The sequence below is a fragment of the Azospirillaceae bacterium genome (assembly GCA_028283825.1).
Taxonomy (GTDB): Bacteria; Pseudomonadota; Alphaproteobacteria; order Azospirillales; family Azospirillaceae; genus Nitrospirillum.
Map to the genome: position 1 here is coordinate 24496 of JAPWJW010000002.1, position 19481 is coordinate 43976.

Here is a 19481-nt window from a genome sequence, read left to right on the forward strand (position 1 = left end):
GCACCTGCGAAAGGTTTGCGGCCCGACCCATTCCGACCGTGTCCCGTGTGCCTGGATCAGGATGCCAGCGCGTCGGGGGCCAAGCCCCCCACCTGCCGCCAGTCGCCCGGGCCGATGGCGGCGATGGCGGCGGCCAGGATGCGGGCGCGCTGGCTGTCACCGGCGATGGCCGCCGCCTCCAGGTCGCGGCCAAGGTCCTGCAGGCGCTTCAGGCCGGCGCTGCCGGCCGTGGACACCAGGTCGTGGCCTTCACGCCGCAGGCCGGGCAGGTCGTCGGCCTCGGCCTGGGCGGCGATGCGGTCCAGCCGCGCCAGGCCATTGACCACCATCTCGCGGATCAGCATCTGGAACTGGTCCGCCGGCACGAGGACGGCCAGGCGCCCCATCACGGCGGGATCAAAGGCCGGTCCCCGTTCCTCCGCCACAGGGTCCGGTGCCGGCGCAACAGCCCCCGCGTCCGGGGTGGATGACCCGCGCGCCAGCCAGTAGGCCACCCGTTCCAGCAGCCGGTCATGGTCGAAAGGCTTCACCACATGGTCGTCCATGCCGGCGGCCAGATGTTCGTCCGCCCGGTCGGACAGGCTGTGGGCCGTCAGGGCGATGACCGGAACGTGCCGGCCGGTGCCGGCCTCCGCCGCGCGCAGGTGGCGCGTGGCCTCCAGCCCGTTCATCACCGGCATCTGCATGTCCATCAGCACCAGGTCGACAGGCTCGGCCGCCAAGGCGTCCAGCGCCTCCTGCCCGTTCTCCGCCAGATGCACGGTGTAGCCGGCGCGGCGCAGCAGCAGCAGCGCCACCTGCTGGTTGACCACGTTGTCCTCCACCAGCAGCAGGCGGCCCTTGGCGCCACCGGCCGGCTGGGCGCCGTCGGCGAAGGTGGGCGCGTCCTCCGCCTCCGCGAAAGCATCGGACAGCGGGACGGGACCGGCGGCGTCCAGGGCCAGGCGCGTCGCTTCCTCGGCACTGGCCGTGCCCAAGGGGATTGTGAACCAGAAGCGGCTGCCCTGCCCCTCCCGGCTGTCCACGCCGATACGACCGCCCATCAGTTCCACCAGGTCGCGGCAGATGGCCAGGCCCAGGCCGGTACCGCCATAGCGGCGGGCGATGGTCTCATCCGCCTGGACATAGCGTTCGAACAGGCGCGCGGCCTGGGCCGGCGACAGGCCGACGCCGGTGTCGGTGACGGAAAAGCGCAAGGTGACGCCGCCGCCCCCCTCCGCCTCGGCCTCGGCCGCTTCCACCGCGACGGTCACACCCCCCGCCTGGGTGAAACGCAGGGCGTTGCTGATCAGGTTCAGCAGGATCTGGCGCAGGCGCACGGGGTCGCCGCGATAGGCCGGCGACAGGGCCGGGTCGACCGCCACCGCCAGCGCCAGGCCCTTCTTGGTGGCGTTGGGCGCCATCAGGCGGCGCACGCCGTCCAGCAGATCGCCCAGGCCGAAGGCCAGTTCCTCCAGCGCCATCTTGCCGGCCTCAAGCTTTGAGACGTCCAGGATGTCGTTGACGATGGTCAGCAGCGACTGGCCGCTCTGGTGCAGGGTGCGCACCTGCTGGCGCACATCGGGGGTCAGCGGTTCGGCCAACAGCAGCTGGGCGATGCCCAGGATGCCGTTCAGCGGGGTGCGCACCTCATGGCTCATGGCTGCCAGGAAGTTGGACTTGGCCTGGCTGGCCGCCTGCGCCGTGGCGCGGGCCCGGTCGCGTTCCTCCGCCAGGGCCGCCAGGGCGGCGGCCTGGCCCTCAAGCCGGATCTGGTCGTCCATCAGCCGGTTGTTGGCGGTGGCCAGGGCGGCCGTGCGTTCCTCCACCCGCTTCTCCAGGGTGGTGTTGGCGGCGGCCAGTTCGCGCGCCTGGTCGCGCACGGTGGCGAAGGCGGTGCGCAGGCTGTCGGCCAGCGACACCACCTCGCGATCCCCCGACACCACAGCCAAGGCCACCAGCGGATCGGGCCCGCCACCGGCATCCGGGATGGGATGCAGGCGCAAGCGCTCGGCGGCAATGGTCAGGCGTTCCAGCGGGGCGGCCAGCCGCCCGGCGGCGAACCAGCCCAGCAGCACCGCCAGCAGGGTGATGCCGATGCCGGCATAGGCCACCAGGCGCTGCATGTCGTGCACCGGGGCCAGGGCCACGGCGGCGGGCTGGCGCGCCACCAGCCACCAGCCCAGGCCCGGATAGTCGCGGTAGCCGGTGCTCTGGCTGGCGCCGATCAGGAAATCGTTGGTGTCGCCATCCGGCCAGGCGACGCTGACCACGCCCCGGCCGTCCTTGTTGACGGCCAACTGCCGGCCGATGAAACCGTCAGGGCCCAGCAGCACGGTACCACCCTGCGACATGACGATGATCTGCACGCCCGACCGCTCGGCCGCCGCCCCCAGGACGGAGCGTGTCACCTCCTCCGCCCACGACCAGCTGAGGTGGGCGCCCAGCACGCCCTGGACCGCCCCCGTCCCGTCATGCACGGCGGCGGCGACATCGACGAAGCGCAGGGGGTCGGCGCCCGGTTCGGCCAGCACCTTTTGCAGCAGCTTGGCCTCATGCACGTCGCCGGCGTAGGCGCCGTTGGCGCGGGCCCCCTGGAACCAGGGACGTTCCGACACGTCCGCCCCCTCCAGCACGCCGTCGGCCGACACCACGACATGGCCCTGGGGATCGGCGAATCCGATCCAGGCGTAGGAGGGGAAGGTCTGCTTCAGCCGGTCCAGCCAGCGGCGTTGACGCGCCTCTTCGGTACCGACCTTGAAAATGCTGTCGAGCGAGGCTGCGACCTGCACGTCGCGCCAGCGTTCGAACATGCCACGGTCCAGCTTGTCCCGCGTCTGGAAGGCGATGTCCGCCATCTGGCGGGCGATGTCGGCGCGCACGCGGGCCGCCGCCAGATCGCCAATGACCAATGTCGCCGCCAGCGTCGCCAGGGCGACCAGGACACCGAAGGTGAGCGCGAGGCGAAGGCGCAGCGACATGCGGTCCGGTAAGCCCCAAGATGCGGTGGCGACGGGGGCCACCATAACCTGCCCTTGCCATATTGATATAGAGTGGCCCGTGGACAAGCCGCCGCATGGATGCCGCCCCGCCATCCGTGCGGGTACCCCCCCACCGTCGGCGCAATGGTCAAACGGCCGTCGGCGCACTAGGATCGCGCCCGCGTTAACAACCCGCAACCCATCAGGTGTCCGGTGGATCTCACCCTTTCCGACCTCGCCCCCGCCAACGTCCTCACCGACGCCACCATCCCGGAACTGCCCAAGCACTACCGGGGCAAGGTGCGCGACAATTACGACCTGGCCGACGGGCGGCGCATCATCGTCGCGTCGGACCGGCTCAGCGCCTTCGACCGCATCCTGACGTCAGTGCCGCACAAGGGCGCGGTGCTGACCCAGACGGCGCGCTATTGGTTCGAGGCCACGCGCGACCTGTGCCCCAACCACGTGATTGACTACCCCGATCCCAATGTGGTGGTGGCCAAGCGCCTGGACATCCTGCCGGTCGAGGTGGTGGTGCGCGACTATCTGGCCGGCACCACCTCCACCTCCATCCTGTCCATGTACAAGAAGGGCCAGCGCACGGTTTACGGCGTGACCCTGCCGGAAGGGTTGCGGCCCAACCAGAAGCTGCCCGAAACCATCATCACCCCCACGACCAAGGCCTTCGACGGCGGCCATGACGAGCCGCTGTCCCCGGCGGAGATCGTGGAAAAGAAGCTGCTGACCGCCGCCCAGTGGGAAGAATTGTCGGGCAAGGCCCTGGCCCTGTTCGCCCGCGGCCGCGAGCTGGCGGCCAAGCGCGGCCTGATCCTGGTGGATACCAAGTACGAGTTCGGCCTGGACGAGGCCGGCAACATCATCCTGGCCGATGAGATCCACACGCCCGACAGCAGCCGCTACTGGTTCGCCGCCAGCTATCCCGCGAAGTTCGAGGCGGGTGAACGGCCCGAGAGCTTCGACAAGGACTTCGTGCGCAGCTGGGTGGTCGCCCGCTGCGACCCCTATGTCGATGATGTTCCGGAAATCCCGGGCGACGTGGTGCTGCAAGCCGCCAGCATCTACATCCAGGCGTATGAGATGATCACGGGTGAGACCTACGTCCCCGCCCGGGATGAGGACGGTGTGCTGGCGCGCATCCGCACCAATCTCAAGTCTTATTTCTGAGCCGGGATCGACGTCATGACCGCGACCGCCAAGATCCTGCTGCTGGGCTCCGGTGAGCTGGGCCGGGAATTCGTCATCTCCGCCAAGCGTTACGGCGCGCATGTCGTTGCCTGCGACGCCTATGCCGCGGCACCAGCCATGCAGGTGGCCGATGAGTTCGAGGTGTTCTCCATGCTGGATGGGGCGGCGCTGAAGGCCGCCATCCTGCGTCACAAGCCGGACTACATCGTGCCGGAGGTGGAGGCCATCCGCACCGAGGTGCTGCAGGAGATGGAAGCGGCGGGCCACACCGTGGTGCCAAGCGCCCGGGCGACCTACATGACCATGAACCGTGACCGCATCCGTGAGGTGGCGGCCACGGAACTGGGCCTGCGCACCTCGCGCTATCGCTACGCCGAAAGCCTGGAAGAGGTGAAGGCCGGGGCGGAGCATACCGGCCTGCCCTGCGTCATCAAGCCGGTGATGTCGTCCTCCGGCAAGGGCCAGAGCACGGTGCGCAGCGCGGACGAGCTTGAGGCCGCTTGGGATTACGCCGTCGCCAACATGCGCGGCGACCGCCGCAAGGTGATCGTCGAGGAATTCATCGCCTTCGATTATGAGATCACCTTGCTGACCGTGCGCACCCGCCAGGGTGTGGTGTTCTGCGAGCCCATCGGCCACCGGCAGGAGCGCGGCGACTATCAGGAATCCTGGCAGCCCGTGCCCATGGACGCCAAGGCCCTGGCCGCCGCGCGCGACATGGCGGAGAAGGTGGTGGACAATCTGGGCGGCTACGGCCTGTTCGGCGTCGAATTCTTCGTGGCCGGCGACGACGTGGTGTTCAGCGAGCTGTCGCCCCGCCCGCACGATACCGGCATGGTGACGCTGATGTCGCAGAACCTGTCGGAATTCGACCTGCACGCCCGCGCCATCCTGGGCCTGCCCATCCCCCACATCACCCTGCGCGGCCCCACCGCCTCGGCCGTCATCCTGGCAACGCAAGAGTCGGCCCATTTCGGCGTGGAAGGCCTGGCCGACGCCCTGGCCCTGGGCACGACCGAGCATGACGTGGAGGTGCGCATCTTCGGCAAGCCCACCACCCGGCCCTACCGCCGCATGGGCGTGGCCCTGGCCCAGGGCGACACGGCGGACGAGGCCCGCGCCCTGGCCAAGCAGGTCGCCGACAAGGTGTGGCTGAGCTATCGGGACTGACGTCAGGGACAACCGGCCCCTGAAACGCGAACGGCCGCGCCCGGGTTGGGGGCGCGGCCGTTCAGAACCATCGGGAAAGCCGGGATCAGCGTTCCACGAACGCCTTCTCGATGACGTACTGGCCCGGCTGGTTGGAACTGCCTTCCTTCATGCCGGCTTCCTCGCACAGGCCCTGCAATTCCTTCAGCACATCCGGGCCGCCGCAGATCATGACGCGGTCATGGGCGGCGTCGAACGGCTGGTTGCCGATGTCGGCGAAGAACTTGCCGTTGCGGATCAGGTCGGTCAGGCGGCCTTCGGTGCGGAAGGGCTCACGCGTCACGGTCGGGTAATAGACCAGCTTTTCGCGCAGCATCTCACCGACATACTCGTCTTCCGGCAGGTGCTTGGTGATGTCGTCGTAGTAGGCCAGCTCGGCCACGCGGCGGACGGTATGGGTGACCACCACCTTCTCGTACCGCTCATAGACGTCCGGATCCTTGATCAGGCCCATGAACGGGGCCAGACCGGTGCCGGAACCCAGCATGTACAGGGTGCGGCCGGGGGTCAGGTTGTCCAGCAGCAGAGTGCCGGTGGACTTGCGGCCGTACAGGACCTCGTCCCCTTCCTGGATGTGCTGCAGGCGCGAGGTCAGGGGGCCGTTCGGCACCTTGATGCTGAAGAATTCCAGGTGCTCTTCATAATTGGCGCTGGCGATGGAATAGGCGCGCATCAGCGGACGGCCGTCCACCTCCAGCCCGACCATGACGAATTCGCCGTTGCGGAAACGGAAGGACGGGTCGCGGGTCAGGCGGAAGCTGAAGAGGTTATCGGTCCAATGGTGGACCATGGTGACCTTGCCGGACAGAAACGCGCTCATCCTCGCCATACCCTTTCGACTGACGCACCGGAAACACATGCTTTAAGCCCGGCAGAATGGCGGCAAGGCGCCGTTCCGCAAATGCGAAAATATTCTGCCCAGGATCGCTGCGACTGCATATCTGGTCGAATGTCCGGCTTTTACAAGAGAAAGTCGGGGATCAAATCTTTTTGCCAGAAACGCAAAACGGCGCCGCGGCGGCGCCCTATCCCAACGTTTACGCTACCAAGGTGGGGGTAACCCCAATCCCTGAGCCCGGCTATCCTGTGGTGTCATCCAGGCCGGCTGGCCTTGGATTCCGTCACGAAAGGTGGGCTTTGATGCCTCCGCGTGCGGACGACGGACGATAAACGGGAGGGGAAATGGCCTTGGACACTCATGCCTTGGATACGTCTGCCGATACGGCCGGGTCCCTGATCGCTGCCATCGCGGCGGAGGTCGGGCGCCTCAGCGTGGATATCGCCGATGTGGTGGGCGGCGTGCACCAGGTGGACGGCGCCATCGACGGCCAGGCACGGCAACTGGCCACCATCCGGGAATCCACCCGGGATATCGTGACCAGCAACCGCACCATCGCCGGCATGGCGCAGGAAACCCAGGGCGTGGCGGCACTGGCCGGCCGCGACATCCAGGCGTCGGGTGAGGAGATCCGCCAGTCCCTGGCGGACATCGGCGACCTGGTCGCAGCGGTGAACGCCAGCACGGGCGAACTATCGGGGTTGGAGGGCGCCATGGGCCGGGTGGCCAAGGTGTCGGCCAACATCAACCGCATCGCGGCACAGACCAACCTGCTGGCCCTGAACGCCACCATCGAGGCGGCGCGGGCGGGCGAGGCCGGCAAAGGCTTCGCCGTGGTGGCGTCGGAGGTCAAGGCCCTGGCCCGCCAGACGGCCGAGGCCACGGCGGAGATCGACGGCACGCTGAAGGCCCTGACGGAACAGGTGCGGCGCCTGGCTGGGCGCATGGCCGCCGGATCGACGCAGGCCGAGCGCGTGGGCCGCAGCACCGCCACCATCGGCCAGGCGGTGGAAACGGTGGGTGCCGCCGTCACCCAGGTGGAACAGAACGCCGCCGCCATCGCCGCCGCCACCGGCGACATCGCCCAGCGCTGCGACGGTTTCCTGGAGACGGTGGAGGCGCTGAACCAGGACGCCGCCGCGTCCGGGGCCGCCCTCAAGACCGCGTCCACGCACCTGGACCGCACGCTGGACCGGGCGGAGGCCATCATGATGATGGCCGTCACCTCCGGCTTCGCCACGGAGGACACGCCCTTCGTCGACCGCGCGCAGGAGGTGGCGGCCCAGATCACCACCCGCCTGGAACAGGCGGTGGCGGCCGGGGAGATCAGCCTGGACGACCTGTTCGACCGCGACCTGAAACCCATCTCCGGCACCGACCCGCAGCAGTATATGACCCGCTACATCCCCTTCCTGGACAAGGCGGTGGCGCCGCTGCACGACGCCGTCCTGGCCATGGACCCCCGCGTGGTCTTCTGCGCGCCCACCGACCACAACCGTATGATCCCCAGCCATAACCCGCAGTTCCGCCAGCCGCATGGCACCGATCCGGTGTGGAACGCCGCCCACGGCCGCAACCGCCGCGTCTACGCCGACAAGACCGCCACCGCCGTCAGCCGCAGCACCGCCCCCTTCCTGTTGCAGACCTATCGCCGCGACATGGGCGGCGGCGTGTTCGTGCTGATGAAGGACGCGTCCGCCCCCATCCGGGTGCGCGGACGCCTGTGGGGCGGCCTGCGCATCTGCTATCGCGCCTGACTTCTCCTGTCGCCGGTCTGCAACGCCACTGTCACAAGACTGGCACGCGGCGGGTCTACGATGGCCCCAAACAGCGGTTGGGGAAAAACGCGGATGGCCACCAATACTTATCGGGTCCTGTTCCTGTGCCGGCACAATTCCGCCCGCAGCATCATGGCGGAGGCGCTGATGCGCCATTGGGGGCGCGGCCGCTTCGAAGTCGCCAGCGCCGGGTCCGATCCGGTGGCGGAGTGCGATCCCATCGCCCTGGACCTGCTGGCCAAGGCCCGCATCCCCACCGACGGCCTGCACCCCAAATCCTGGGACGCCTTCGCCGGCCCGGACGCCCAGCCCCTGGACTTCATCTTCCACACCTGTGACCTGAGCGCCGGCGCGGACGCCCCGGCGTGGCAGGGGCACCCCATCGTCGCCCATTGGGGGTTCCCCGACCCGCGGGACTTCAAGGGATCGGACGTGGAGCAGCGTGCCCTGTTCAACCTGCTGTTCGGCATGATCGAGCGGCGGGTGCGCATCTTCTGTTCCCTGCCGGAACAGCGCCTGGCCCGCATGACGGTCGAAGGGCTGGCCGAGTTGCACACCACCGAGGTGCACAGTACCGAGGCCTGGTCGGCCCCCATACAGAACCTGTGAAGGAAGCGATGCCATGACCTTCGCCCACACGGGCCTGCCCGCCGGCCGGCCGCTGCCCCCGCCGGACCGTCACCTGGGCGTGCTGTTCGTCGGCCGGGTGAACGCCGGCCGCAGCGTGATGGCGGAGGCCATGCTGCGCCACCACGCCGACCACCGGTTCGAGGCGTACAGCGCCGGCCTGGCGCCGGCGGCGGCCCTGAACCCGCACATCCTGGCCCGCCTGCGGGCCGAGGGCATCGCGACATCCGGCCTGGCGCCCACGCCGCTGGACCGTTTCATGGCGCCCGATGCGCCGGCCATCGACATCATCATCACCGTCAGCGCGCTGGCAGCTGAAGGTTTGGCCACCGCGTGGCCGGGCCGCGCGGCCACCGCGCACTGGGACCTGCCCAACCCCGACCCCGCCCTGTTCCCTGGCGACGATCTGGACCAGCAGATCCTGGTCGAGGCCATCTTCCATGACCTGCGGCGGCGCATCGACGTGCTGGCGGCCCTGCCCACCCCCTGCCTGCTGGCGCTGAGCCAATGGGATCTGGATGATGACGACGGCGATGACGGCGCCGGCCTGCGCCACGCGGGCTGACGATTACGCCGGGTAACAGTTAGCCCGATCATTCGGCGCCGGCGGACCAATCATCGCATTTTTCCGCTTTTCCCGAAAAGCGAGTGGGCGAATGTGACACCGCTCACTGGCAGTTTACCGCGCGCTAACCATAGTCGCCCACAATAATGAGGGCCATTGGGATCGGATAAGATCGGGTGCGGGGGCATCGGGTCGCGCCGGGGAACAGGCCATCGTTTAGGAAACCGCACCGCTGCCGGATCCGGCCGCCTTCCCGATGGATGGGGGCGGCCCGTTGGGGTTCGCCCCCGAGTCCGGTGGCCGCCATCGGCCGGACATAGGATGTTCGGGCGACGCGAGGGCGTGCGCGTTTCCAATGTCGAGACCACGAAGCCCAGTCGGCGGCATTCCCCGCCGGGACCGGGCCCTTTGCGCCGAGCGAGACCCACACATGGAATCCCATTCGACCGTGACGACCGCCGCACCGCAGCCGGCCGCGCCGGCCGCCGGCATGTCGCGGACCGGCCAGCAGGCTTACGGCACGCGCCAGCGGCCACCCCGCGTGGCCCTGTACATGACCCTGACCATCATCGTGCTGCTGGTGGTGGGCGGCCTGTTCGTCGCCTTCGACAAGATCGTGCGCCCGGCCATGATCGCCCAGGCGCTGGGCAAGATGATGCCCAAGTCCACCACCGTGGCCAGCACCGTCGCCACAAGCGAGGACGTGCCCCAGCTGCTGCCCGCCGTGGGCACCTTGCAGGCCGTGCACCAGGTGACGGTGACGCCCGAGGTGGGCGGTTCCGTCACCAAGCTGCTGTTCCAGTCGGGCGCCAGCGTGGCCGCCGGCACGCCGCTGCTGCAACTGAACGACAAGCCGCAGCAGGGGGATCTGGCCAACTACAAGGCCCAGGCCCGCGTGGCCGAACTGGACCTGACCCGCTATCGCACCCTGGTGGCCAAGCAGGCGACCTCGCAGCAGAATTTGGACCAGCAGCAGGCGACGCTGGACCAGGCCAACGCCAACATCGCCAAGACCAGCGCGCAGATCGCGCAATTGCTGGTGCGGGCGCCGTTCGACGGCGTGCTGGGCGTGCGCCAGGTGGATGTGGGCCAGTACGTGAAGGCCGGCGATCCGGTCGTCACCCTGACCGACCTGGATGAGCTGTACACCAACTTCACCCTGGCGGAGGGGGACCGCGGCCGCGTGTCCGTGGGCCAGACCGTGCGGGTGACGGTGGACGCCTATCCCACCCGCGTGTTCCAGGGCACCATCACCGCCATCGACCCGCAGATCAGCAGCGACACCCGCACGGTGAAGATGCAGGCGACCGTCCCCAACAAGGACCACGCCCTGCAACCCGGCATGTTCGGCAACGTCACCGTGGTGCTGCCGGTGGTGCCCAACCAGGTGGTCCTGCCGGAAACGGCGGTGGACTATTCCCTCTACGGCAACAGCGTCTACGTCATCCGCCCGACGGTGGACAAGGACGGCAAGCCGGTGAACGGCGAGGATGGCAAGCCCAGCCTGCACGTGGACCGCACCTTCGTGAAGACCGGCGACCGCGCCGACGGCAAGGTCGTGGTGCTGTCGGGCATCAAGCCGGGCGACCGCGTCGTGGCCGTGGGCCAGAACAAGCTGCAGAACGGCGGCACCGTCACCCTGTCGGACCAGGGCGCCCCGCCGCCCCCGGCCCAGACGCCGCGCCCGTGACCCGGATCGGATTGGACCCATCGTCATGAGATTCACCGATCTATTCGTGAAACGGCCCATCCTGGCGCTGGTGATCAGCCTGCTGATCCTGCTGGTGGGCCTGCGGTCGCTGTCGACGCTGCCCATCCGGCAGTATATCCCAAGCTGTCGTCCACCACCATCGCCATCACCACGGCCTATCCGGGCGCCACCGCCGACCTGATGCAGGGGTTCATCACCACCCCCATCGAACAGGCGGTGGCCAGCGCCGACGGCATCGACTACATGACCTCCACCTCCATCCAGGGGCAGAGCACGGTCACGGTCTACGTCAAGCTGAACTATGACCCCAGCCAGGCCATGACCGACGTCATGGCCAAGGTGCAGCAGGTCAAGTACCTGATCCCGAAAGAGGCCAACGACCCGGTCATCACCAAGTCCACCGGCGACACCACAGCGGTGATGTACCTGAGCTTCGCGTCCAAGGAGCTTCAGGGCTCCGCCATCTCCGACTACCTCACCCGGGTGGTGCAGCCGCTGATCGCGACGGTGGATGGCGTGGCCTCGGCCGACATCCTGGGCGGCCAGACCTTCGCCATGCGCCTGTGGCTGGACCCGGCCCGCATGGCGGCGCGCGGCGTTTCCGCCAGCGACGTCGCCACCGCCCTGCAGAACAACAACGTGCAGTCGGCGCCGGGCCAGGTGAAGGGCCTGTTCACGGTGTCCAACGTCACCGCCGACACCGACCTGACCAGTGTGGAGGATTTCCGCCGCATGGTGGTCAAGTCGTCCGGCGGGGCGCTGGTGCGGCTGGAGGATGTGGCGTCCATCTCCCTGGGCGCCCAGAACACCAACAGCGCCGTCATGTTCAGCGGCCTGAATGCCGTGTTCATCGGCGTGCAGGTCACCCCCACCGGCAACCCCTTGCAGATGGTGCAGGACGTCCGCACCAAGATCCTGCCGGAAATCCAGCGCAACCTGCCCCCCGCCATTGAGATGAAGGTGGCCTATGACGCCACCAACTTCATCAACGCCTCAATCAGCGAGGTGGAGCACACGCTGATCGAGGCCATCGGCATCGTCATCGTCGTCATCTTCCTGTTCCTAGGATCCCTGCGGTCGGTGCTGATCCCGGTGGTCACCATCCCGCTGTCCCTGATCGGCGCCTTCAGCCTGATGCTGGCGGCGGGGTTCAGCCTGAACCTGCTGACCCTGCTGGCCATGGTGCTGGCCATCGGCCTGGTGGTGGACGACGCCATCGTGGTGGTGGAAAACGTCTATCGACACCTGGAAGAGGGCAAGACGCCGGTGCAGGCCGCATTGGTGGGCGCGCGCGAGATCGCGGGACCGGTCATCGCCATGACCATCACGCTGGCCGCCGTGTACGCCCCCATCGGCCTGCTGGGCGGCGTCACCGGATCATTGTTCCGCGAGTTCGCCTTCACCCTGGCGGGTGCGGTCGTCATCTCCGGCATCGTGGCCTTGACCCTGTCACCCATGATGGCGTCGGTGCTGATGCCCAAGGGCGGCGACCACACCCGCTTCTCCCGCGCCATCGACCGGGTGTTCGGCGGCCTGGCCAACTTCTACGAACGGCGCCTGACCCGGTCGCTGGACTATCGGCCCGTCACCCTGCTGTTCGCGGCGGTGGTGCTGGTCAGCATTCCCTACCTGTACCTGCACGGCCGCACGGAACTGGCCCCGGAAGAGGACCAGGGCATCCTGTTCAGCCTGTTCAAGGGGCCGCAGTACGCCAACATCGACTATACCCAGCACTACGCCCAGCAGCTGGACGCCGCCGGCGGCACCCTGCCCGAGGGGCGGGAACGGTTCCTGATCAGCGGCACCAACGGCACCTCCCAGGGTATCGCGGGCGTGCTGCTGAAGCCGTGGGATGAGCGTGACCGGCCGGTGCAGCAATCGCTGGCGGCCTTGCAGGGCGCCTTCAGCCAGGTGCCCGGCGTCAAGGCGCTGGTGTTCAACCTGCCGCCCCTGCCCGGCACCACCGGCGGCCTGCCGGTGCAGATGGTGCTGAACTCCACCGCCGGCTTCCCCGACATCTATGAGACGATGGAGAAGATCAAGACGGCGGCCTATGCCAGCCACAAGTTCCTGATCGTCGACAGCGACCTGGACTACAACACCCCCGTGGTGCGCGTGCACATCGACCGGTCCAAGGCCAACGAGATGGGCGTCACCATGGCGTCCATCGGCGACACCCTGGCCCTGATGGTGGGTGAGAACTACGTCAACCGCTTCAACCTGCAGGGCCGGTCGTACGAGGTCATCCCCCAGGTGCCGCGCATCGACCGCCTGACGCCGGACAAGCTGACGCGGTTCTACGTCACCTCCGTCACCGGCGACCAGGTGCCGCTGTCCACCTTCCTGAAGCTGGAGGACGGCACCGACCCCAACGCCCTGACCCACTACAACCAGATGAATTCCGCCACCTTCCAGGCCGTGCCCATGCCGGGCGTGTCCATGGGCGAGGCGGTCGCCTTCCTGGAAGACCAGGTGAAGAACCTGCCGGCCGGCTACAGCCATTCCTACCTGAGCCAGACGCGGCAGTTCGTGCAGGAGGGCAACCAGCTGGCCACGACCTTCGGCTTCGCGCTGATCGTCATCTTCCTGGTGCTGGCCGCCCAGTTCGAAAGCCTGCGCGACCCGCTGGTCATCATGGTCAGCGTGCCCATGTCCATCTGTGGCGCGCTGATCCCCCTGTTCATCGGCATCACCAGCATCAACATCTACACCCAGGTCGGCCTGGTGACGCTGATCGGCCTGATTTCCAAGCATGGCATCCTGCTGGTGGAATTCGCCAACGAGATGCAGGTGAAGGAAGGGCTGGACCGGCGCGACGCCATCCTGCACGCCGCCCGCGTGCGCCTGCGCCCCATCCTGATGACCACCGCCGCCATGGTGGTGGGCCTGTTCCCGCTGCTGACCGCGTCGGGGGCGGGGGCGGCCAGCCGCTTCTCCATCGGCCTGGTGGTGGTGACCGGCATGTCCATCGGCACGCTGTTCACCCTGTTCGTGCTGCCGGCGGTCTACACCCTGATCGCCAAGGACCACAAAGCCGCCGCCCAGTCGCTGCGTCTGAAGGAAATCGCCGAGGTCGCGTAAAAACGGTCCGAGGTGATGCGTTTCATGAAACGGCCGGGGCCAGTCCCCGGCCGTTTTCGTTCGCCCCAAGGGAGATGGAAATGCCTTTGCCATCAAGGTCCAGCCAGCGAAGAAAGGAAAAATCGGTTGATATAATCCCCTATATCTCGCCATAAATACTCGTGGAACTTGCGCCACCTTTGCGACCTCCCCTCATATCGCAAAAAGCGAAGGATGCATGCGTTGGCTAATAATGTTTTAGGGTGGTAAATCTTGGAAAATAAAATTTCGATTGATGTGACTTTAGGTGATCGAGCCCGTTCCTTCGATGCTAAAAGCCGTCTACAAAAGACGGCATATGATGAGGTGATGCAAAGTCTAGAGTCCTGCCTATCGCAAGCCAATGAGTTCTTGAGCAATCAACCATTGACTCCAAGCCCAAGTGATGAGTTAATTCGTATTCACAATGCCATTTTTGTCAATGGACCTCGTGGTTCTGGCAAGACCGCATTCATGCTTAACCTAAATAGATCATGGAAAGAACATTATATTAACCAAACTGATAGCCTTTATTTCTTTAACCCGATTGATCCGACATTACTGGATGGTGCGGACAGCTTCGTCAATATCATCGTTGCTCAAATCTATAGGATCGTTTCCAAGCATCAGAACGGGCGTCCCGGGGATCGTTTCTGGAAAACTTTCGAAAAAGTTGCTGAAGCATTGGAGGCAGGAGGTACGCTTTCTGGCAACGAGGTATTCGGTGCAGAACGCGTCATGGCTACGCGTGACCATGCCGAGTTGGAACTGAACCTGAACCTTTTTTTCCGTGCCGCCTGTGAGATCCTGTCCGCCAAGGCTCTCGTCATCCTGATCGATGACGTGGATATGTCTTTAGAATGGGGCTTCAAGGTTTTGGAGGTGGTGCGTCGTTATCTCGCCTGTCCTCTGATCATTCCGATTCTCAGCGGAGATCTGAAGCAATACGAAGTACTGGTTATGTCGCATTTTGCCAAGGAACTTGGCATCAGCGCGGAAATGCGAAACTTGTCGTGGAAGGAACTGCTGACGCCGTCGGATTTGTCCGAAAAGAGCAACGCCGCCCTGCCGACAATGGCCCGCGGCTTGGCAGGAGAATACTTGAAGAAAGTTCTGCCTCTGCATCAACGTGTGCGCATCAAGTCGATACCGGAATTGCTACACACGAATGACGCACCGATTCATATCGAATGTGGTGATGGTGGAATTGAATTAAACGATTTCCTGCGCCAGCTGGCCTACGCCTTGAGCTTCAATGCAAATGGAGTAGAGGGCAGCTGCCCTCCCGTGGAAATTGAAACAGCCCGCGAACTCATGCAGCTTTTACTTATCCTGTATCGCCGAAAGCTCATACCGATCAAGTCAGAAGAATGGTCCAAGAAAACGTGGACCACACGTGATAAACGGCGCGTCCTAGCCGACGCCATGAATGAATATTGGCGCAATCAAAGCATGCCTGAACTGTACATCCGCGCGCAGGCGGACGTGCAGTTGCTCGCCCCACAGCCGCCGGCACGCCTTTCCGATGTGGCGTTTTTCGATCCGCGCCAGCAGGACCAAACCGTCGCCAACTACAGCTTGGACGCGCAAGCCGCTATCCTTCGCGCACGCCTGCTGAAAAGCCTTGCCGACATTCAGAGCGGCGCCTTGCCGCGCACGCTGTTACCGATGCCGGCCTTTGAAACGATTTCCCGCGACCTTTTCATTCGGAAAGCCGACTGGCGGAAATTTGCGATCCCCGGCACCGATGCCGGCACCCGCTTCATGATGCGGCTTTATACACACTCGGGATATTATACCAGCTACCAGACAGCGAACCTTCTGTTCTTTGGCCGCCCCCTCGAAATGATCATATCCCATCTCCTCGGGATGATTGATCAGAAGAACCTGCGGTCCATCTTGGAATCTCCTCCTTATTATTCCTATTTCTATTTCCACCCGACCCAGACGACCAACCTCAACATTGAATCTTCGGAACAGGATGAGGACGATGCGGCGTCAGCGGATGACCATAACACCGGCGTATTAACTACAGGCGACTTTGAAGAAAAATGGCTTGTTCGCGTCAGCACCTGGTACGAAAGGCATCCCATGCTAGCGAAACGGCCGCCCTCTGCACAACTAATCTATAAGGTTATCAACAAGTTTTTTAGCCAGATTAACTTATACAAGGCACCTCTCGATTCAACGACCGCTATTGCGGACACACTCCATGACCAGAATCTTCGACTAAAGCTGATCCTGATGAATGCTTTCGCCAGCTTTGAGAATGACAAAAACGCCTTGGCGCTGGAGAACTTCGCGCTCGGAGAACTCAACCACTACCGTTCCGCTGCGGCATGGAACCTGAACATTGTGCCGCTCCTAAATCCCGTGGAAGACACTTTCGTCGGCGCCATTTCCACGCATCCGCTGTTCGAAGACATGCCGCCCCTCAAGGAAATCTCTCTCACCAGTGCATCGAGTCGGTCAACAATGAAAGATAATAAAAATGATAGATCTGAAAAAAAGCCATTCGTTTTTAATTTATACTCCTTGAGAAATACGGCTAATAATCTCAGCAAAGAAGACAAGATAATTAATACTAGAATATTGCGTAGTATTTTTGGAAAAAACTTGCATGAAAGAATTAAGATTTCTGGCGCGCCAAATGGCAACGATACTAATATTACCGCCGATATGATAATTGATGCGATAAGAAGTAATGCCAATAAAGTGACTGGAAGATCAGAACAGATAGCCAGTCAAATAATGTATATTGGCGGAGAAGCTTGGAAAATTAGATCTATCATGACTGCCGCAGGCCGATTGGAGGAACTTCTGCACCTACTCCTGGACATGCAATGAGCGCCATGCCGATCCTGGAACAAGCGCCGCGGATCGCCTTCCTTCGATCCCTGGCGTTTGCCCGATTGCTGGCCCAACTTCTACTTGCCGAGGGCGACCCGGCGATAAACGACAAGCAGGTGCGCGGTACTTTGGTTGCGACCGTTTTTCGGCCGCATGCCGACGTCCTGCGCCAGGATGATGTCGAGGACGTCGTCGGCGATTTGTGGCACAAGGCCAAGCGCCCCGATGGCCTATATGACCTGGGCGCGGCGGGCCCGCACGGCATCCTGGCGGACCTTGCGTTCACATATTTGGAACACATGGGTGGACACTATGAGGTGCGTGCCCAGCATCTGGAAAATTACTGTGACTTGGTACGGAGCATCGATCCCATCTTCCTAATAGCGACCCGCCATGTGCACCATCTGTGCAAGGAAGAACTGGATGTCGCGACCCTCGACACAGGGTTGGAGCGGCAAAGCCCGTTGGCGATGCCGTTGGGGGATCCCGACCGTCCCCATGCCGATAACCATGTCCATTTATATGGCATCGGCATCACCGCCCACCCCTTGGCCGGACTGTTATTCTATCCCGACAAGTCCGATCCAGACATCAAGATCGCCTTCGACCCGACCTTGGGAATAGGCAGCGCTTCCGATTTCCGGCTTCAAGAACGTCTGTTTTGCGCGAGCGCTCGATATATTCTTGAATATGCTAGCATGCAGCTCAAGCCCGACCTCTCGGAACTTGCAGATGAACAACGCCGGGGTTTATGGGAAGGTCGTCGGATCATATGGCCAAGGCTTTTTGAAGAGCGGCTCTCCAACACCAGCACCTTATCCATTCCGCAACAGCTGGCGCTGGGAGTTGCGCGTGCGGCAAGAATGGATAACGCCGCCAAGTCACTGCAAACTTTCGCCATTCTGGCACTCTACCTGCACACCGCAATAGACCAAGGCGAATGGCGCCTGCACCGATCTATCCTGGCGTTCATACATTCTTTCCATATCCTTCGCTCCTGCATCATCGTCTCAGGTGCTGGGCTTCGAACTTTTGTTGAATATTATCGAAATCCCATGCGGTACCGGGGGCGGAGTTTTATCGCCAAGGATCAGTGGCGGGCTTTGCTGGGCAACGGCATGGATATGATCGATGCCAAGATCGCTCCGCCCCATCCAAAAAAAATACGCCAGTTGAGCACCCAATTAAGCGCTCATGCAAAAGCAACGGCAAAAGAAGCGAGCGGAGTCGGCACGTTCCTAAACCCGACGCAACACGGTTGGCAGCGATACCATCTATCCCTCCATTTTATTCGCAGCGCCATTTCCCCGAAAAGCAGCACCACGCCACACTTGGCCATCCGTTTCGGACGGGAACGCGACCGAGCCAGGGACGTCGCCCAGAAACTCAGAACGGCGTTGGCGAACGTCATCTGGGAAACGGCGGACCACCCCACCGGCGGCCCTATCCGGCAAAATATCACCAGTTGGATTCGCAGTTTCGATATCGCCGGTGACGAAACCTGTATGCCGGTGGAGGTGTTCGCACCAGCCTTCCGCTGGCTACGCGACAAACCCATCGTTCAAACCATTGGCGGCCAAACCCGCGTTTGCGCAAAGCGTTTCTTCAGCATTCATGCCGGTGAAGATTTCAGCCACCTTGTTTCCGGCCTGCGCCACATGGAAGAAACGGTCGAGTTCTGTGGCCTTGGCACCGACGACCGTATCGGTCATGGCCTTGCTCTGGGATTGGACCCCCGAAGCTGGGCGAAACGGCAGGGCATCGCGATCATCCCCTTGCAGGCGCACGTGGACAACATGGTCTGGCTTTGGCATTACGCCACCCACCTAGCCCCCAAGGTAGAGATCGCCACGCGTTTGCTTCCTCATTTGCGCCGTCGGCTTGATCTCTTCTTGTATGAGTTGCATGGCCATGAACCACCAAGCTTCGAGACCTTGCACCGCGCCTGGCGGCTGAGAAGAAACTGCCCGCGCGGCCTGCTAGGCGAAGCCGTCGATGCCAATCTCAACGACGCAATCTATTGGACCCCAGACCTAGTGGAGGTCCCGGATCTTCAGAAACACCCCGAATTCGCCGAGTATCGACGCTACCTCAACCCACACGATGCCGACACCGGGCCACAGCGGGGTCAAGAACAGGTGCGCATCCGACTTAACCGTGTCGGGGAAAGCGGGCGGACGCTGGGTGAACTGGTCGATTACGTCAGCCAGGACGAACTGGATCTTATCACCGCCATACAAGACCACCTGATGACTCTTATCGATGCGAAAGGCATCGTCATTGAGGCGTGTCCGACCTCCAATCTCTACATCGCGAAACTCCCAGGATACGATGCGCATCCGTTATTTCGCTGGAACCCGCCGGACCCGGGCACCCTCGCCCCTGGAGGAAAGTTCAACCGGTTCGGACTGCGCAATGGCCCGATCACGATATGCCTGAACACCGACGATCCGGCCATCATGCCCACCACCATTCTTGCCGAGCATCACTTGGTGCGTGAAGCAGCAATACGTTGCCATGGTGTGTCGCGCGTGGCGGCGACGGCCTGGATTGATCAAATCCGGACAAACGGTGTTGATCTCTTTCGCCGGGCTCACCGGCTTGTTGACCTACGTGATGCGTAATGCGCCTGTCAGGT

10 protein-coding genes and 1 pseudogene are annotated in these 19481 nt (G+C 63.9%); 9 read left to right on the forward strand and 2 right to left on the reverse strand.

Going from position 1 to position 19481, the window contains the following annotated elements:
- Positions 1–56: 56 nt before the first annotated feature.
- The gene (locus tag PW843_09005) at positions 57–2960 is read right to left on the reverse strand and encodes an ATP-binding protein (GenBank protein MDE1146746.1); all 2904 of its coding nucleotides are present in this window, start codon (positions 2958–2960) and stop codon (positions 57–59) included.
- Between the two features lie 213 nt (positions 2961–3173).
- On the opposite strand from PW843_09005, the gene PW843_09010 reads away from it, so the two are divergent.
- Positions 3174–4145, forward strand: coding sequence for a phosphoribosylaminoimidazolesuccinocarboxamide synthase (locus PW843_09010; protein MDE1146747.1), 972 nt, complete (start codon positions 3174–3176; stop codon positions 4143–4145).
- Between the two features lie 15 nt (positions 4146–4160).
- Entirely contained in the window at positions 4161–5336 is a 1176-nt protein-coding gene (purT, locus tag PW843_09015; protein MDE1146748.1) for a formate-dependent phosphoribosylglycinamide formyltransferase, read from the forward strand.
- Positions 5337–5421: 85 nt separating this feature from the next.
- Here the strand turns inward: purT and PW843_09020 are convergent, their stop codons facing one another.
- Positions 5422–6195 carry a ferredoxin--NADP reductase gene (locus PW843_09020; protein MDE1146749.1) on the reverse strand — a complete coding sequence of 258 codons (774 nt, stop codon included), beginning with the start codon at positions 6193–6195 and terminating at the stop codon, positions 5422–5424.
- A 383-nt stretch (positions 6196–6578) separates the two neighbouring features.
- On the opposite strand from PW843_09020, the gene PW843_09025 reads away from it, so the two are divergent.
- The 7 genes and pseudogenes from PW843_09025 to PW843_09055 all read left to right on the forward strand — a co-directional run bounded on the left by PW843_09025 (position 6579) and on the right by PW843_09055 (position 19467).
- Positions 6579–7970, forward strand: coding sequence for a methyl-accepting chemotaxis protein (locus PW843_09025; GenBank protein MDE1146750.1), 1392 nt, complete (start codon positions 6579–6581; stop codon positions 7968–7970).
- 93 nt (positions 7971–8063) lie between these two features.
- Complete coding sequence (locus PW843_09030; GenBank protein ID MDE1146751.1) at positions 8064–8600, forward strand: arsenate reductase ArsC; 537 nt, start codon at positions 8064–8066, stop codon at positions 8598–8600.
- 13 nt (positions 8601–8613) lie between these two features.
- Positions 8614–9183: an arsenate reductase ArsC gene (locus PW843_09035; protein MDE1146752.1), complete on the forward strand. Its 570-nt coding sequence runs from the start codon at positions 8614–8616 to the stop codon at positions 9181–9183.
- Between the two features lie 430 nt (positions 9184–9613).
- A complete protein-coding gene (locus PW843_09040; protein ID MDE1146753.1) occupies positions 9614–10873 on the forward strand; it encodes an efflux RND transporter periplasmic adaptor subunit in 1260 nt (419 codons plus the stop codon).
- A gap of 25 nt (positions 10874–10898) precedes the next feature.
- Positions 10899–13975, forward strand: a pseudogene (locus PW843_09045) (multidrug efflux RND transporter permease subunit).
- Between the two features lie 252 nt (positions 13976–14227).
- On the forward strand, positions 14228–16840 hold the full coding sequence (locus tag PW843_09050) for a hypothetical protein (GenBank protein ID MDE1146754.1): 2613 nt from the start codon (positions 14228–14230) through the stop codon (positions 16838–16840).
- Complete coding sequence (locus PW843_09055; GenBank protein ID MDE1146755.1) at positions 16837–19467, forward strand: hypothetical protein; 2631 nt, start codon at positions 16837–16839, stop codon at positions 19465–19467. Before PW843_09050 ends, PW843_09055 begins: the two co-directional genes overlap by 4 nt.
- The last annotated feature ends 14 nt before the right edge of the window (positions 19468–19481 follow it).

Bases quoted from the DNA above. Each gene is read 5' to 3' on its own strand.
- PW843_09020 (MDE1146749.1), bottom strand. From the start codon at position 6,195: ATGAGCGCGTTTCTGTCCGGCAAGGTCACCATGGTCCACCATTGGACC.
- PW843_09040 (MDE1146753.1), top strand. From the start codon at position 9,614: ATGGAATCCCATTCGACCGTGACGACCGCCGCACCGCAGCCGGCCGCG.
- PW843_09005 (MDE1146746.1), bottom strand. From the start codon at position 2,960: ATGTCGCTGCGCCTTCGCCTCGCGCTCACCTTCGGTGTCCTGGTCGCC.
- purT (MDE1146748.1), top strand. From the start codon at position 4,161: ATGACCGCGACCGCCAAGATCCTGCTGCTGGGCTCCGGTGAGCTGGGC.
- PW843_09035 (MDE1146752.1), top strand. From the start codon at position 8,614: ATGACCTTCGCCCACACGGGCCTGCCCGCCGGCCGGCCGCTGCCCCCG.
- PW843_09030 (MDE1146751.1), top strand. From the start codon at position 8,064: ATGGCCACCAATACTTATCGGGTCCTGTTCCTGTGCCGGCACAATTCC.
- PW843_09055 (MDE1146755.1), top strand. From the start codon at position 16,837: ATGAGCGCCATGCCGATCCTGGAACAAGCGCCGCGGATCGCCTTCCTT.